We start from the raw sequence: 16699 nt of genomic DNA, 5'->3' as shown, positions 1-16699 counted from the left end.
CATTTTTGACAGCCACAATTTTTGATAAAAAAAGACTCCCGTAATTGAAGGATTTACGGGAGTCTTTTATGAATTATATGTAATGTGCTTGTATAAATCTGAAATATATTCGTTCATTCGAGGTAATCCTCATTCTGTTTTCGGAAGCTTAAATAAAAATTCCAATCCTCCTTCGGCTCTGTTCTTTACAACAATATTCCCTTTATGAAATAAAACCGCATTTTTTACAATGGATAAGCCTAGTCCGGAACCTCCGGTATCGCGTGTACGTCCTTCATTGACACGATAGAAACGCTCAAAGAGGCGATTTAAATGATGTTCACCCGTGATACCGATACCTGTGTCGGCATAAGAGAAATAATAGAAATCTTTATCTTCATTGTATTTATTAATTGTAATACTTATTCCTGTTCCGGCATAACGAATGGCATTATCAGTCAGGTTACGGAATATGGAATAGAGCAGATTGCGGTTACCACAAACAGTAACTCCTTTTGTATTTTTCCATTCCATAGATATATTTTTCTCCGATAAAGGTTTTTCTAGGTCGTTTTTCAATGAATCGAGCAATTCTTCTATCGGAATAGGTTCTTGTTTAAAGGATGTAGGGGCTTCCTCTATTTTGGTTATCAGGCTCATGTCCTGAATCAATTCTGACAAAACAATGGTTTGTTCATGGGCTTTGGTAAGGAACTTATGAGCTGTTTCACCGTCTAAAGGTTGCTCCAAAGCTATTTCAAGGTATCCCCGAATACTGGTCACAGGCGTGCGCAGTTCATGTGCTATGTTGGAGGTCATTTCTTGCTTTAAGAAACGTGTTTTTTCCTGTCTGGTAATATCATTGATAATGATTTCAAAACTGTGATCTTCAAAAACATTTACCCGCACATTGAAAATTTTTCCTTGCCGATCTATTTGGGTTTCATAATAGTTTGCGTTGATACTGGCTCCGGATAAAAAATCAGTAATAGGCTTGAATGATGTATCTGTAAATATAATTGCAGGATCAGATACCGATTCATCCGTAATGGTATTCAAATATTGGATAAACAAGCCATTAAAAAAGCCTACCTTTTTATTCGGAGAGAAAAAGCATAGACCTTCACCGGAACTATGGACATGTTGCAATAGTTTTTCTCGTTCAAGGATAATTTCTTTTTTCCTTTCTTTTAATTGTTCGTAGTTATCAATAATCTTTTTTCCTATCTTCCCCAATTCATCTTCAGGAAACTCTATTTGTGCATTTTCTGGTTCATTTTCTTCTGAAGCAAATTCTTCCAGTTTTTTAATGGACTTTCCAAAGCGATCTGCTATATAATGAATAAAAAGCAGTGTGATTACAAATAAAACAAGTATATAATATAGAAACAGGTTGTCGGATTTCAAGAAGTCGTGGACCTGTATATCATAAGGAAATGCTACACGGATAAAGTAATTGTTTGTTCGTTTGGCATAATACAGATACTCTTGCCTGTTCGTTGCCGAGGTTCGGATATGAGATCCTTTCCCTTTCGCTTTTGCCTGAACCACTTCCGGGCGTTCTGCATGGTTTTCAGAGAGAAGATCCTTCTCCACGGCATTGTCATAGATAACATTTCCCTGTCGATCGATCAGTGTCATACGAAGATTTTCCGGCATAAGAGCGGATATATCATCCATGGCTTGTTGGGGTGCGTCTACAAACTTCTTTAATGAAACCTGAATGATTCCGGTATAGGCATCCAATTTCTCTTGTAAGGCCTCCGTCCGGAATTTTGTTTCGCGTGATCGTTCAAAAACGATTATCCCAATAGTAAATAAAGCGAATATGAGGAAAAAATAAAGAGATAAGCGTTGTTTATAGGTTATTTTCATAGGTGAGAAATATTAAACCGGTATCCATAACCTGAACGATTGGAGATAAGTGATGCATAGTCCCCTAATTTTTTTCGCAGGCGCGTAATATGCACATCCACTGTCCTTTCGGTTACATAAGGAGTTTTTGACCAGATATGATCGATAATTTCTTCACGAGAAAAGATACGTTCCTGATGCTTGACTAAAAATTCAAGTATTTCAAATTCCGTTCTCGTCAGTACAATAACTTTTTCTCCGACAAATACATCTTTTGTATCAAAATCAATTATAAAATCCTTATAGATAAACCGGCTTATAGGCTTGGCTTCTGCCATTTGTCTTTTCAGTAGAGCTTTTACACGGGCTGAAACTTCTTTGAGTGAAAAAGGTTTGGAGATATAATCGTCTCCACCAACAGAGAAACCTGTCAACATATCATTTTCCGTATCTTTTGCCGTAAGGAAAATGATTGGTATTTGATTACCGTTATTCCTCAGTGTCTCTGCCATCTTATAGCCCGACATCCCACCCATCATCACGTCCAACAAGATAAGTGAATAGGCTGACGTAAGCTTTTCAAAAGCCTCTTCGGCAGAATTGGCACAAACAACTTCATACCCATCATTTGTGAGCGTATAAAACAAGATTTCACAGATATTGGCTTCATCATCGACCACAAGTATCTTTTGCTTTTCCATACGACTTTATTTTTGTACAAAAATAATCATTCAAAATGACTTGGGTTACAAATACTTTATTTCTTTATTCCATGCTTTAACACCTTGGCATCCACATAGAATACAATTTCTTCTACGATATTGCTGCAATGATCGCCTATACGTTCCAATTTACGGATCAAAAGCATCAATTTCAATCCACAACGGATAAATGAAGGTTCAGCTTGCAAATAGTTTGTCAGTATATCCAGAGAGTTGTGATACAAGGTATCTATTTCATCGTCTTTAGCTAAGATTTTACCGGAGACCTTGGTGTTTTCTGATTCAAGGGCAACAAAACTATCGGATAACATAGAAATGAGGGTTTCAAACATCCTATCCAATTGAAGATCTTCGGTTACTTGTGGACTGATCTTATGGCAATCATCGTCGATCACATGCCGGGCTACTCCTTCGGCAAAGTCGCCGATACGTTCAAGGGTACTGCTGATCTTTATTAAGGAGAGTACCAACCGCAAATCAATGGCTACCGGACTGTAAAGGGCTATGTAGTTCTCGCAATCACTGTCTATTTTCAATTCAAAAGCATCAACACGTTTTTCGCGGCTGGCTATTTCCCGAGCCAATTCAATATCGTTATTCAGAAAAGCCTGCTTTGACTTTTCAAGTTGCGAAAGAACCAATTTCCACATCTGGCTTACCTCTTCTTTCAACGACTGTAATTCTTTTTCTGTATGTTTCATTTTTGTAGACTTTACAATTTAACCGAATCGTCCCGTAATATAATTCTGTGTCTGTTCTTTATCCGGGTTTAGGAATATTTTCTTTGTGTCATTGTACTCCACCAATTCACCCAACATAAAGAACCCCGTTTTATCACTCACGCGGGCAGCCTGTTGCATATTATGGGTTACAATAACAATTGTATATTCTTTTTTAAGGGAATGTATCAGCTCCTCTATTTTGGAAGTGGAGATCGGATCGAGAGCCGAAGCAGGTTCATCCATCAATAAAACAGATGGGGATATAGCCAATGCGCGGGCAATACAAAGCCGTTGCTGTTGTCCTCCGGAGAGCTCAAATGCCGATTTCTTTAGTTTGTCTTTCACTTCGTCCCATAGGGCAGCAGCTCTGAGTGATTCCTCTACCTTTGCATTGATATACGATTTATCCCGTACATCATTTACCCGCAAACCATAAGCTACATTTTCAAAAATAGATTTGGGGAAAGGATTCGGTTTTTGGAATACCATACCTACTTTTTTCCGCAGTTCATCTACTTGTACCGACTTCTGGTAAATGTTTTGTCCGTCTATCAGGCACTCTCCGGTAAGCCGGGTATTATCTATCAATTCATTCATGCGGTTGAACAGGCGCAGGAATGTAGATTTTCCACAACCCGACGGACCAATAAAAGCCGTTACCGTATGGGCTTCCATTTCCATGTTGATATTTTTCAGGGCATGGAAATCTCCGTAATAGAAATTTATATCTTTTGCTTGTATCATATTTAGTTTGTTTTCACTTTTTGTCCAAAATATCTGCGTAGAGCCGTAGCCAATAAGTTCATCGCCAAGACAATGGCGATCAATACCAGTGCTGTTCCGTAAGCAATCGGGCGAGAGGCTTCTATATCTGTTCCACTTGTTGCAATCACGTATAGGTGGTATGGCAACGCCATTACCTGGTCGAATATGCTGTTAGGCAGTTTAGGCAAGAAATAGGCGGCTACCGTAAACAAGATGGGTGCTGTTTCACCCGAAACCCTACCGATGGAAAGAATCAGCCCGGTTATGATATTGGGGAAGGCCATGGGTAATATTACTTTCCATATAGTTTGTAATTTACTTGCCCCCAAAGCCAGACTCCCTGTCCGGTAAGAATCGGGTATGGCCTTCAATGCCTCTTCCGTAGTACGAATGATCAGGGGTAAAACCAATAATCCGAGCGTACACGAACCGGCCAGAATAGAATCTCCAAAGCCGAGGGTATTGACAAACAAAGCCATACCAAATAGCCCGAATACAATAGACGGAATACTTCCCAGGTTATTGGTCATGATACGGATAAAGCGAACCACCCAGCCATTTCCGGCATACTCATTCATATAAATAGCAGACATAACTCCAATGGGGAAAGCAAATACTACACTTCCGGCAATCAGCCACAAAGTCCCAACAATAGCAGGGAATATTCCACCGGTGGTCATTCCTTCTGCCGGGGCAGTGGTCAGGAAGTCCCAACTTATAACGCCTATACCGTTGTAAATAATAAATCCAAGTATCCATAAAAGAATACCGGCTACCACCAATCCCAATATGCGGAAAACGGTGAATGCTATTTTTTGTTTTACTCTTTTATTCATAGTCAGACGCCTTTGTTATGTTGTCGTTTGGAGATAAACTCTGCTGACACACTGATAAGCATCGTTATGACAAACAGAATACATCCCAATAAAAATAAAGATTGATAATGTGCTCCTCCGGCTGGTGCTTCGCCTAATTCGGCAGCAATGGTTGCCGGAATAGTTCTTACAGGCTGAAAAAGGGAATGCGGTATCACAGCTGCATTTCCGGTTACCATCAATACTGCCATAGTCTCTCCGATAGCTCTTCCGATACCCAAGACAACTGCTGCCATAATTCCGGAAGAAGCATAAGGCACAATAACTCTGTATACCGTTTGCCAATGGGTAGCTCCCAATGCCAAACTGGATTCGCGCATGGCTTTGGGCGTTCCTCGCATCGCATCTTCAGCAATGGTGATGATTGTTGGTAATGCCATAATAGCCAGTATCAAACTACCGGCAAAGGCCGTTTCTCCCACAGGAAGATGAAGCGTTTTCTGAATAAGGGGAACCAATACAACCAATCCGAAGAAGCCATAAACCACCGACGGGATACCTGCCAATAGTTCAATGGTAGGTTTAAGTAATTTACGCATACGCGTTCCTGCCAGTTCAGATAAATAGATTGCGACTCCCAGTCCCAATGGCAAGGCTATCAGAATCGCAAAGAAACTTACCCATAATGTCCCCGTAATAAGGGGCAGTACACCAAACAGGGGGGAGGGTGTTGCTGTCGGTAGCCATTCCTTGCCTTTGAAAAAATCGGTCATACGGATATTTCCCGATACTAAGATTTTAACCGAGGCATTTTCCTTTGGTAGATATTGTTCTGGTATATAAGCTATGATATTCGGATTTTGGCTAATAACTTCACCTAACTTATCCGGCAACAGTTCATACTCTTGTCCGAACTCTTCTTCCGGATACATCGAAAATATATCGTCGAAACGGAATACCTTGATTGCTTCATTGCGACCTCCCAGCTTATTCCAAGAAGTTATCTCCTCATCGAATATTTTTTTGATTTGCTCAGGTGTTAATGTCTCAATAGGATTGGACGTTTGAACACAAAGGACATATCCTTTTTCCACAGAAGGACTATGAAATAAGCCCAGGCCTTCTTTGAACAAAAAGATAATAATAAGTAAAATAGCAAGGCTGGTAATGCTTCCACTAAAGGTAAGCATTACTTTCGCCATGCGCTCTATAATCTTTCTGCATTGAAAATTGAGAATTGAAAGTTGAAAATTCTTTTTATCTTTCATATTGTTTTCTCTCTTTGTTTTTCTTCTTGCATTGAAAATGAATTCTACCTTTCGGGCTGTCATTTTCAATTAACACTAACGAATCCGATTTCGGAAACAATTTCCTGTCCTTTATCGGATAGTACAAAATCAATGAAGGGCTTTACTTTACTCTCTGTCGTTGTATCGTAATAGTAGTACAAAGGGCGAACAATCGGATAGGTTTCATTCTTAGCATTAGCCACTGTTGGTTCCACATAGGTTTTGCCTCCATCATACGAAACATGAATCGCTTTCACATCTTTATTTAGATAGGCCAGTCCGACATAACCGATAGCTCCTTTTGTCTGGCTGATCGACTGGATAATAGCTCCCGTTGCGGGCATACTCATAATCCCGTTCATGTAGTTCTTCTTTTTCAACACACTTTCCTTGAAAAATTCGTATGTACCGGAAGAGGTTTCACGGGAATAGGATACGATAGGCATATCCACTCCGCCGACTTCTTTCCAATTTTTGATTTTTCCGGTAAATATACCTTCCAATTGTTCACGGCTAAGGTTGGTTACTTTGTTAGAGGGGTGTACGATTATAGCCAATGCATCGTAAGCGGCAATGACTTCTTTTACTGTTTTTCCTTTTCCTTTCAGTTTATTCTTTTCATCAAATTTGATTTTTCGGGAGAGCTGTGCCAGTTCTGTTGTACCTTCAAGTAAAGCGGCAATACCCACACCACTTCCGCCACCGGTTACGGTAACCGTATAAGACGGATTTATCTTCATGTATTCCTCGGCAGCCTTTTGCGACAAAGGAAGCATAGTGTCAGAGCCTTTGATGCGTTGCGCTTGCACGCTGAATAAGGCTGCTATTAAAATGACTGTTGTTAGAATCGTCTTTTTCATTTTCTTTGTTTGATTTCTAATTTATACGCTGCAAATGTATGGGTAGGATATTACGGGCAACCAACTATATTGTTACGATTCTGTTAAGATTTGACTATGTATAACTGTTATTTGGCAACAAGTATACATATTTTACTTATGGATAACTCTAAGTTACAATCGAAAAGTATAAAACAAAAAACGAAGTCGACAGTAGAGATCCGTTTCGGGTTGCCCTTGTGCAAATCCATTACTAAACAAACATAGCCCACTTAATACAGTAATAATACTTTTCTTCATTCATCGTTTCTTACTAATTCCGATGCAAATGTATTTCCACGATATTACAGGCCTGTGACTATTTTGTTACGGAAAAAATAAGATTGATTTTGGCATTAATCTACTGTTGATAGCTATCGTCAGTAGTAACGATAGCTATCATCAGTAGTAACGATAGCTATCATCAGTAGTGACGATAGCTATCAACAGTAGAATATTCCGTTAATTTGCGAGCAATGTTTGATAAATATACTTCATATCCATATGGGAACGTACCCGTTCGGCGAGTTTGTCGTATTGCGTTTCTTTGAAAGCAGCATAATCGAAAGGTGTCTCTTTTTCCGGGTGGGCAAAGCCTTCGGCCAAATGGTCTAATACGACCGGGTTATCCAGTATGCCGTGCATATAGGTGCCCCAGCAGTGCGCGTGCAGGTAATAACCGTCTGTTTGTTGGGTGTGCAGACGAACGACCGGCCGTTCTTCGGCTCCGTTTAACAGGGTGGTGCGTCCCATATGTATTTCATATCCGCGGCAGAGTTCACCGGAAGGATCCGGGAGGAAATGAAAGCTGTTTTGTGTGGTGATTTTTTCTGTATCAATAACGGTGGTAATCGGTAATAATCCCAATCCGGGGACAGAAGGGATAGGTCCTTCCAGTCCTTTCGGGTCTTCCAGGCGCACTCCCATCATCTGGTAGCCACCACAGATACCGATGATTTTTTTGCCTGCTTTGTGCGCTTGTATGATGGCATCGGCTATGCCATTGGCCCGTATGTTTTGCAGATCGGCTAATGTGTTTTTGGAACCGGGCAACAGGATGATGTCGGCTTTCTCTATTTCTTGTGTGTCTTGTGTGTAATAGGGGTTGAAGCGCGGATCCATTTCCAGAACATCAAAGTCGGTGAAGTTGGACATGCGTTTCAACAGGATGATAGCGATATTGATTTTCCCTTTCTGGTAGGTGTTACGTTTCATTTCCAGAGCGACCGAATCTTCTTCTTCGATCTGAATATCTCTGAACCAGGGCAGGATGCCGACTACCGGGATGCCGGTGAGCTCTTCTATCATCCGTCGTCCGTCTTCAAACAAAGAAATATCCCCCCGGAACTTATTGATGATGATGCCTTTGATAAGAGCCCGTTCTTCGGGTTTGAGTAAAGCGATCGTTCCGTAAACCGAGCCGAATACCCCTCCACGATCAATGTCGGCAATCAGATAGGTGGCGGCACCTGTTTGTAATGCCATGCGCATATTGGTAATATCGCGGTCCCGCAGATTCAACTCCGAAATGCTCCCGGCACCTTCCAGAACAATCGGGTTATACCTGTTTTCCAACCGTTTGAAAGCCTTTACAACCTCCTCGAATAGCTCTTCTTTTTCTTTCTCTTTGCCAAAATACTCTTTGGCGGACATATTGCCTACAGGCTTTCCGTTGACAACAACCTGCGAACTCTTATCATGGGTCGGTTTGAGCAGTACCGGATTCATGTCGGTATGTGGAACAATACCACAGGCTTCGGCCTGCACCACCTGGGCGCGTCCCATCTCTCCGCCTTCGGCTGTGGAGTAGGAGTTGAGGGACATATTCTGTGCTTTGAAGGGAGCCGGCTGGTATCCATCTTGTTTGAATATGCGGCAAAAAGCAGCGTTGATCACACTTTTGCCGGCATCGGAACAGGTTCCGACAAACATAATGGGTTTTAATCTTTCTTTCATGGAGAATATATTTGCTAACGGGATGCAAAACTAATGAAAAACAGGGGGATTATGCCTATCTTTGACCTGACTTTATACACATCTAATTATTGATATAGGAAATGGAATCAATCAGACAAATATACCGTATAGGAAACGGTCCGTCCAGCAGTCATACGATGGGACCCCGACGGGCGGCGCAAATCTTTCTCGAACGCAACGGAAACGCTCACCATCTGTGTGTTACTTTGTATGGGAGCCTGGCAGCAACTGGGAAAGGGCACTTGACAGATGCCGCTATATTGGAAGTGCTTCAGCCGGTGGTACCAACCACCATTCTGTGGGAACCCAAGGTCTTTCTTCCTTTTCATCCGAACGGTATGAAGTTCGAATCATTCAACGAAAGGGACGAATTGCAGGAGTCCTGGATGGTTTACAGCATTGGGGGAGGCACGCTGGCCAATGAGACCTTCAATGAACAAAAGACGGTAGAGATATATGATATGCATACCATCCGCGATATACAGAATTGGTGTGAGCGTACCGGACATTCGTACTGGGAATATGTAGAGCAATGTGAAGGACCGGAGATCCTGGATTACCTGGCTGAGGTATGGGATATTATGCAGTTGGCTGTGCAAAAAGGGCTGGAGTCCGAAGGGATTCTGCCGGGCGGCTTGGGCATCCGGCGGAAAGCCTCCGATTATCTGATACGTGCCAAAGGCTATGGAGGCAGTATAAAAGGGCGGGGAAAGGTGTATGCCTATGCTTTAGCCGTATCCGAAGAGAATGCCTGTGGAGGCCGTATTGTCACTGCTCCTACCTGTGGTTCCTGTGGGGTTCTGCCCGCCGTCTTATATCACCTGAAAGAGTCGCGGGACTTCCGTGATTCCCGTATCTTACGTGCGTTGGCAACAGCGGGATTGTTTGGGAATGTGGTACGTACCAATGCGTCCGTTTCAGGGGCAGAGGTGGGCTGTCAGGGAGAAGTAGGCGTGGCTTGTGCAATGGGAGCCGGTGCGGCCTGTCAGTTGTTTGGGGGTACACCGGCACAGATCGAATATGCTGCGGAGATGGGCTTGGAGCATCATTTGGGACTTACCTGTGATCCGGTTTGTGGCCTTGTGCAGATACCTTGTATCGAACGGAATGCTTTTGCGGCAGCCCGTGCCTTGGATGCCAATGCCTTTGCAAACTTCTCCGATGGGAAACACCGGGTGAGTTTTGATCAAGTAGTCGAAGTGATGCGTCAGACAGGAAATGATTTGCCCAGTTTATATAAAGAAACCTCGGAAGGAGGGCTGGCAAAGAAATATAATAATTAATTCTAATTCTTTAAGTGTATTACGTATGAAACATCTGTGTTTTTTTGTGGCTGTATGGTTGGGCCTGACAGCCTGTGGACAATCCAAAAAGCAAGCGGAAGCGGTTGCTATGAGTGGAAACCCTGTTTTTGAAGGATGGTATGCGGATCCCGAAGGCATCATTTATGGAGATACCTATTGGATCTATCCTACCTGGAGTGATGTCTATGAGAAACAAACATTCTTTGACTGTTTTTCGTCCAAGGATCTGGTAAACTGGACCAAACATGCCAGTATCCTGGATACGACGGAAGTCAAATGGGCCAAGCGAGCCATGTGGGCTCCGTCGGTGATCAATAAAAACGGAAAGTATTATTTCCTTTTCAGTGCGAATGATGTACATGAAGGAGAAGTAGGGGGCATTGGCGTGGCTGTCAGTGATAAACCCGAAGGACCGTATACCGATTTGTTGGGAAAACCGCTTATCAATGAAATTATAAACGGGGCACAACCTATCGACCAGTTTGTCTTTCGCGATGACGATGATACGTATTATATGTATTATGGCGGATGGAGACATTGTAATATGGTCAAATTGAATGACGATTTTACTGCTTTGGAGCCTTTCGATGATGGGGAGATCTATAAAGAAGTAACTCCGGAGAATTATGTAGAAGGTCCTTTTATGTTCAAGAAAAATGGAAAATATTACTTTATGTGGAGTGAAGGCGGATGGGGAGGCCCTGAATATTCAGTGGCATACGCAATTGCCGATTCGCCTTTCGGACCTTTCGAACGCATCGGGAAAATCCTTCAACAAGACGATACGGTAGCTACCAGTGCAGGTCATCATTCGATTATGCAGGTGCCGGGTACGGAAGATTATTATATCGTATATCATCGTCGTCCTTTAGGGGATAAGGCGCGCGATCACCGGGCAACTTGTATTGACAAAATGACTTTTGACGCGCAAGGTTTTATTCAACCGGTACAGATAACCCTGGAGGGAGTAGCGGCTCATCCGATCCGCTAAGTATACCTTTTCCTGTGTCGACTTGATAGTTTTTTTAGATTTTAACGTGTTTAAGTCAACGCTCATAGGAAATAGTCTTACTTTTGTGCAAATTCTCAAGTGAATCTAATAAATAAAGTATTATGCAAAACAGACGTGACTTTTTAAAAAATGCTTCCCTTATGCTTGCCGGAGGCTTGGTAGCTCCTCAATTATTATCTTCTTGTGCAGGAAAAGCTGCAGGCAGTGAAAAATTTATAGGCCTGCAATTGTATTCCTTGCGTGAAATGGTGAAAGAACAAGGCATCAAAGCCGTGATGGAATCTGTGGCTAAGATGGGATACAAAAATGTAGAGACAGCAGGTTATGACGATGGTAAAATATATGGTTTAGCACCTGCTGAGTTTAAGAAAATATGTGATGATCTGGGTGTGAAATGTACCAGTGCACACTTAAGCCAGGCTTTCTCCAAAGAGAAAGAAGCTGAAATTATGGCTTGGTGGGATAAAGCCATCGAAGCACATAACCAATTAGGTGTGAAATATATGGTTCAACCCTGGATGCCGGTAAATAATGAAACGACATTGGATGATCTGAAGATGTACTGTGATTATTTCACTTCTGTGGGATATAAAACAGCGGCAGCCAGCATCGCCTTTGGATACCACAATCACGATTTCGAATTCAAGAAAATAGAGGATCAACTGATTTATGACTTCTTGTTGAATAACGTAAGCAAGAATCATGTGTTCTTCCAGTTAGACGTATATTGGTGTCAGGTAGGTGGGTATGATCCGGCTGAATACCTGAAGAACTATGCCAGCCAGATTAAAACCGTTCATATCAAAGACGAGAAAGAAATTGGTGCCAGCGGCAAGATGAACTTCCAACCGATCTTTGAACAAATGAAAGCAAACAATGTGAAAGATTGGTATGTAGAAGTAGAACAATATACCAACAACGCACCGGAAGCCAGCGTGAAAGAAAGCTTTGACTTCTTGAATAATTCAGCGTTTGTGTATTGATCGTATGTATATTCGGCCATGTCGCCGAAAGAATGTATAGATGATTTTTTATTTTACAGGAACAGGTAATTCCTTGTGGGTAGCAAAGGAGTTAAGTATAATCTTTGGAGAACCGTTGATCTCCATTGCGGATGAGTTACGGAAGGAAACACGGGAACTTGTTTATTCTCTGGAAAACGGAGAATCGGTATTCTTGGTGTATCCGGTGCATTCCTGGGGACCAGCGGTGCCTGTGATGCAGTTTCTTTCCCGATGGCATTTGAAGGGGGATAAGAATCCATCTATTTACTCCCTGTCTACTTGCGGAGACGAATGCGGGCATACGGATAAGATGATACGCAAAGCGTTGCGTAGGAGGGGACTCTCCCTTTCTGCTGCTTATTCCATACAGATGCCCAATAATTATATTCTGTTGCCGGGATTTGATGTGGATAAAAAAGAGGTGGAAAACAGGAAATTGGGACAAGCGCCCCAGCAATTGAAAGCAATTGTGGAGAGTGTGAAGACTCATGCCAATTCGCGTGCGGATTTATACGTACGTGGTCCTATTCCTTTTCTCAAAAGCCGGTTGGTTTATCCGCTGTTCGCTCGTTTGGCCATTCAAAAGAATGCTTTTTATGCCACGGATAACTGTATCGATTGTGGTCTTTGTGCCACTATGTGTCCGACAGGAACGATCTCTCTACGCGCGGATGGTCGGCCGCAATGGGCAAAAGGTAGCTGTGTGCAATGCCTGGCTTGTATCCATTATTGCCCTGTGCGTGCCATTGAATATGGGAAAATCTCTCTGAAGAAGGGACGTTATCATCATCCGGAGATGAAGAAGAATAGATTGGATGTATTGAAATAAGGCTACTAAGCTGCCACTTTGTTCCTAAAGAAAAAAGGGCTGTCCGGATGAACGGACAGCCCTTTTTAAGTTTTTACTATCGGGTTATTAATAATCGTAACCGATCTTACTGTTTATACTTCCTTCGTTATTGATAGGGATAAGTGTGAAACCAAAGTTGTATTCCTGGTTTGCCTGCAGGCGGTAATCCGCTTCCGGACGAGCACCCCAGCTATTGTATCCAGCTACCCCGGTTTGTTTGTAATCTACACATACCTCTACGAAGTTGCGAGCAGTGATATCATTGATATGATGTTGACGGCGTAATACGTTCTTCGCCTTGGCTTCGTCTCTTTCCGCTATTTCTTTCGGACTGAAATTATTCCATTGGTAAGGACGTGTAGTCGCTTCTTCCGAATCAAAATCTTCAATGCTATTACGTAAGGCATTAAATTCGATCAGGTCTTCTGCAGCAATTAATAAACCTTTTCCTTTACCGCTTGTCAGCGCTACCCAACGGGTGTCTGTGTGATGACCGTTTTCTTGTGGGCGTACATACGGGAAATACATATTTTCTGCTGTCGTTTTATATTGTCCGATCAACGTACCTGCTTTGCGATCCCAGTAGTTTTCTTCCGGTCCACGTCCGAAGTATTGTACATTATCCATGGATACAGGTAGGCGGAAACGCACACCGATACGAGGCACTTCAAGTGTAGAAGATTCTTTACGAGCCGCTTCGCTACCGGGAGAGAATGTGGCCATACGGGTGGCTTCGGATACTTCCATTTTGGTTTCTTCCATATCAGAAGAAGTAAACTTGGCTGATACGTTTACGATACCACTCGGGTATACCTTGTAATTTACAATGTATAGGTTACCGGCAGGTAACAGATAATTGATATTTACCAGGGCTGTTTCCCCTTCCATCTGTACGGTTGCATCTGTTACGTTGAAGTTTTTGCTGCTTTGTTTCCAAATCTGCAGACGCTTGGGTGCACCATTACCATAATCGTTATCCGTTGGAGCACGCCAGAAGTTCGGTTGAACACCGAATGCTTCATCAAAATATTCCGTGCCATCCACTTTGTAAGAAGTTACCAAACCGGTCTTCTTGTTGAATGTAAAGTTTACCTTAGAAGAAGAAACGGCCAGGTCGTCTCCATTTGTAGATACTGTCAGTTTAGGACCGCTTGTCTTATATGTTTTCTTATTCGCTTCAACAGGTAAGCGGAATTGTTCATAAGCAATTTCGTGTCCGGCAGGAATCAACGATTCAGCCTGCAAAGTCTTTACGCTGAAGTTGATGAAATATTCAACACCTGCTTTCGGACTCAGACCGGATACCGGAACATTGAATTCTTTAGAAGCTTGTGGCTCTATATCCAGTGTCACTTTTCCGCTTCTTATGGTTTTACCGTTTTCTTTGATAGCGTAGGAAATAGCGTATTTCTTACTGTTTGTGAAGTAGAAACGGTTGATTGCCTGGAAACGTCCAGTGGCAAGATCGATCGGTTCGAACCAGATGTTTTGATGGGCATATTTAACTTCTGCCATGGAAGGGTGTGGTGTCCGGTCAGGATTGATTAACCCATTGCAAAGGAAGTTCCCGTCGCTGGGTTGATCCACGCCATAATCGCCACCGTATGTCCAATACGGACGACCGTTTTTATCGACTTCGAGGATACCTTGGTCGACCCAGTCCCAGATAAATCCACCTTGCAGGTTTGGATATTTATAAATAGCCTGCCATTGATCCCAAAGGTTACCGGATGAATTACCCATAGCATGAGAATATTCAGACGGACAGATCGGGCGATCGCTTCCTTCACGGCCGATTTGTTCCAACCATTTCGCACTAGGGTATTGAGGAACATACATATCTGTATTCCATTCCCAAAGGGCACGTTCATAGTTTACCGGGCGTTTCATCAAACCTTTGTCTTTTTCTTTCAGCCAAAGATAAGCCTGATAGAAATTGTATCCGTTACCTGCTTCGTTACCTAACGACCAGATGGTAACAGAAGGATAGTTCTTGTTACGCTCGTACATATTCATGATACGATCCATATGCGGAGTCAGCCATTCCGGATTATTACCTAAGCTTCCACCTTTGCGTAAGTTGTAATACATACCGTGCGATTCGATGTTGGCCTCGTCGTATACATATAAACCATATTCGTCGCATAATTCGTAGAACTTACGGTCTTGTGTGTAGTGAGACAGACGAACGGCATTGAGGTTGTTTTGTTTCATGATCTCAAAGTCACGGCGCATCAATTCTTCTGTCATATAATGACCTGTTTCCGGGTTGTGCTCGTGAATATTGACTCCTTTGAACTTGATCGGTTGACCGTTGAATAATAATACTGTATAAGGTTTACCGTTTTCAGCCAATTGGTCAATTGCCTTGATCTCGATACGACGGAAACCTACGTTGTAAGGAATCACTTCCAGAACCTTGCCTTCAGCATCTTTGACTGTCATAAGCAACTTATACAAGTTCGGGTATTCGGCGCTCCACTTGGCCACGTCTTTGAAGTTGGCATTGAAAGAAGCGGTGTGCAGGTTGGAAGGACTGACAAATACTTTGTCTTCTTCCGAAGCAACCACATTACCTTTACTATCCAATAATTCATATCCGACGGTAAGAGATTGGGTTTCTTTCGTTTTATTTTTTAAATCGATAGCCAGGTTGAAGATCCCGTTTGTATAACTGTCATCCAGCGTTGATATCACACGGAAGTCCTGCACGCTGGTTTTGGGTTGTGACCAAAGGAATACATCTCTTTCTATCCCGCTGATTCTCCAGAAGTCTTGACATTCCAGGTAGGAACCGGTACTCCAACGGAATATTTTGAGCGTTAAGACATTTTTGCCCGGTTGAAGATACGAATTGATCAGGAACTCAGCCGGGTTTTTGGAGTCTTCGCTGTATCCGACTTCTTTTCCATTCAAATAGACATACAAACCAGATTTGGCTCCAGCAATGTGCAGGTAGATGTCTCGTCCCTCCCAATCGGCCGGTACTTCAATGTCTCTGCGGTAAACACCCACAGGGTTTGCTTCGGGTAATAGGGGAGGTTCCGGGTTACGGGCTTTGAATTCATAACCATGGTTAGTGTAAATAGCGATTCCGTGTCCTTGTACTTCCCAGTTTCCGGGAACCTTTATGTCGTGCCAGGAAGAGGTGTTAACAGAAGGATCCGTGATGTTCTGCGGCACATCTTTGTAAGAGTCTGCAAAATAGAATTTCCAGGTACCATTCAATAGAGAGTAGTATGGACTCTTTTCGAATCGTGCAGTAAGAGCCGTTTGGCGATCGCCATAGGTCATGAAAGAAGAACGAGGTGCTTCTTTGTTTACGGCAACAGTTTGTATGTCTTGCCAATACGGGAGTTTCTCGGGTGATTTGTTATCTGCGACAACAGTACCCAGGAGAGAAAAAGACAACATACCGGAAAGTATGCTTTTAAAAATGGAGTGTCTCATATGTATTTTAAATTAGTTTTATCTGTTTAAGGTGTTTTCCTTCTTAAAAACAGAAAGTGAAAAGCAAACCGATGATGT

The 16699-nt window shown here is 42.5% G+C and carries 13 protein-coding genes; 4 read left to right on the top strand and 9 right to left on the bottom strand.

The annotated features are described in order from the left end of the window. Positions 1-129: 129 nt before the first annotated feature. From D0T51_RS02160 to D0T51_RS02125, 8 genes are all read right to left on the bottom strand, one after another. Entirely contained in the window at positions 130-1854 is a 1725-nt protein-coding gene (locus D0T51_RS02160; protein ID WP_163724448.1) for an ATP-binding protein, read from the bottom strand. Further along, positions 1851-2534, bottom strand: coding sequence for a response regulator transcription factor (locus D0T51_RS02155; protein ID WP_163724446.1), 684 nt, complete (start codon positions 2532-2534; stop codon positions 1851-1853). Before D0T51_RS02155 ends, D0T51_RS02160 begins: the two co-directional genes overlap by 4 nt. A gap of 56 nt (positions 2535-2590) precedes the next feature. Beyond that, positions 2591-3256 (bottom strand): phosphate signaling complex protein PhoU, encoded by a 666-nt coding sequence (gene phoU / locus D0T51_RS02150; protein WP_163724443.1) that lies wholly within the window; start codon positions 3254-3256, stop codon positions 2591-2593. 18 nt (positions 3257-3274) lie between these two features. Beyond that, positions 3275-4021, bottom strand: a complete 747-nt coding sequence (gene pstB / locus D0T51_RS02145; protein WP_163724440.1) for a phosphate ABC transporter ATP-binding protein PstB — start codon at positions 4019-4021, stop codon at positions 3275-3277. A 2-nt stretch (positions 4022-4023) separates the two neighbouring features. Continuing rightward, positions 4024-4878, bottom strand: a complete 855-nt coding sequence (gene pstA, locus D0T51_RS02140) for a phosphate ABC transporter permease PstA (RefSeq protein WP_163724438.1) — start codon at positions 4876-4878, stop codon at positions 4024-4026. A 2-nt stretch (positions 4879-4880) separates the two neighbouring features. Continuing rightward, the gene (gene pstC / locus D0T51_RS02135) at positions 4881-6059 is read right to left on the bottom strand and encodes a phosphate ABC transporter permease subunit PstC (RefSeq protein WP_239056612.1); all 1179 of its coding nucleotides are present in this window, start codon (positions 6057-6059) and stop codon (positions 4881-4883) included. 131 nt (positions 6060-6190) lie between these two features. Next, on the bottom strand, positions 6191-7006 hold the full coding sequence (locus D0T51_RS02130) for a phosphate ABC transporter substrate-binding protein (RefSeq protein ID WP_163724431.1): 816 nt from the start codon (positions 7004-7006) through the stop codon (positions 6191-6193). A 480-nt stretch (positions 7007-7486) separates the two neighbouring features. Beyond that, positions 7487-8980 (bottom strand): cobyric acid synthase, encoded by a 1494-nt coding sequence (locus D0T51_RS02125; protein ID WP_163724427.1) that lies wholly within the window; start codon positions 8978-8980, stop codon positions 7487-7489. A 101-nt stretch (positions 8981-9081) separates the two neighbouring features. On the opposite strand from D0T51_RS02125, the gene D0T51_RS02120 reads away from it, so the two are divergent. The 4 genes from D0T51_RS02120 to D0T51_RS02105 all read left to right on the top strand — a co-directional run bounded on the left by D0T51_RS02120 (position 9082) and on the right by D0T51_RS02105 (position 13150). Then, a complete protein-coding gene (locus D0T51_RS02120; protein WP_163724424.1) occupies positions 9082-10284 on the top strand; it encodes an L-serine ammonia-lyase in 1203 nt (400 codons plus the stop codon). A gap of 25 nt (positions 10285-10309) precedes the next feature. Next, complete coding sequence (locus D0T51_RS02115; RefSeq protein ID WP_163724421.1) at positions 10310-11296, top strand: glycoside hydrolase family 43 protein; 987 nt, start codon at positions 10310-10312, stop codon at positions 11294-11296. A 122-nt stretch (positions 11297-11418) separates the two neighbouring features. Further along, entirely contained in the window at positions 11419-12300 is an 882-nt protein-coding gene (locus D0T51_RS02110; RefSeq protein WP_163724418.1) for a sugar phosphate isomerase/epimerase, read from the top strand. A gap of 40 nt (positions 12301-12340) precedes the next feature. After that, positions 12341-13150 (top strand): EFR1 family ferrodoxin, encoded by an 810-nt coding sequence (locus D0T51_RS02105; protein ID WP_163724416.1) that lies wholly within the window; start codon positions 12341-12343, stop codon positions 13148-13150. Between the two features lie 87 nt (positions 13151-13237). On the opposite strand, the gene D0T51_RS02100 is transcribed toward D0T51_RS02105, so the two are convergent. Then, positions 13238-16621 (bottom strand): glycoside hydrolase family 2 TIM barrel-domain containing protein, encoded by a 3384-nt coding sequence (locus D0T51_RS02100; RefSeq protein WP_163724413.1) that lies wholly within the window; start codon positions 16619-16621, stop codon positions 13238-13240. Positions 16622-16699: the final 78 nt, after the last annotated feature.

This window comes from Parabacteroides sp. 52 (assembly GCF_010500925.1).
Taxonomy (GTDB): domain Bacteria; phylum Bacteroidota; class Bacteroidia; order Bacteroidales; family Tannerellaceae; genus QVMG01.
The sequence above is the reverse complement of the archived record's forward strand: the minus strand, read 5'-3'. Positions and strand labels throughout refer to the sequence as shown.

Bases quoted from the DNA above. Each gene is read 5' to 3' on its own strand.
- D0T51_RS02160 (WP_163724448.1), bottom strand. From the start codon at position 1,854: ATGAAAATAACCTATAAACAACGCTTATCTCTTTATTTTTTCCTCATA.
- D0T51_RS02155 (WP_163724446.1), bottom strand. From the start codon at position 2,534: ATGGAAAAGCAAAAGATACTTGTGGTCGATGATGAAGCCAATATCTGT.
- phoU (WP_163724443.1), bottom strand. From the start codon at position 3,256: ATGAAACATACAGAAAAAGAATTACAGTCGTTGAAAGAAGAGGTAAGC.
- pstB (WP_163724440.1), bottom strand. From the start codon at position 4,021: ATGATACAAGCAAAAGATATAAATTTCTATTACGGAGATTTCCATGCC.
- pstA (WP_163724438.1), bottom strand. From the start codon at position 4,878: ATGAATAAAAGAGTAAAACAAAAAATAGCATTCACCGTTTTCCGCATA.
- pstC (WP_239056612.1), bottom strand. From the start codon at position 6,059: ATGGCGAAAGTAATGCTTACCTTTAGTGGAAGCATTACCAGCCTTGCT.
- D0T51_RS02130 (WP_163724431.1), bottom strand. From the start codon at position 7,006: ATGAAAAAGACGATTCTAACAACAGTCATTTTAATAGCAGCCTTATTC.
- D0T51_RS02125 (WP_163724427.1), bottom strand. From the start codon at position 8,980: ATGAAAGAAAGATTAAAACCCATTATGTTTGTCGGAACCTGTTCCGAT.
- D0T51_RS02120 (WP_163724424.1), top strand. From the start codon at position 9,082: ATGGAATCAATCAGACAAATATACCGTATAGGAAACGGTCCGTCCAGC.
- D0T51_RS02115 (WP_163724421.1), top strand. From the start codon at position 10,310: ATGAAACATCTGTGTTTTTTTGTGGCTGTATGGTTGGGCCTGACAGCC.
- D0T51_RS02110 (WP_163724418.1), top strand. From the start codon at position 11,419: ATGCAAAACAGACGTGACTTTTTAAAAAATGCTTCCCTTATGCTTGCC.
- D0T51_RS02105 (WP_163724416.1), top strand. From the start codon at position 12,341: ATGATTTTTTATTTTACAGGAACAGGTAATTCCTTGTGGGTAGCAAAG.
- D0T51_RS02100 (WP_163724413.1), bottom strand. From the start codon at position 16,621: ATGAGACACTCCATTTTTAAAAGCATACTTTCCGGTATGTTGTCTTTT.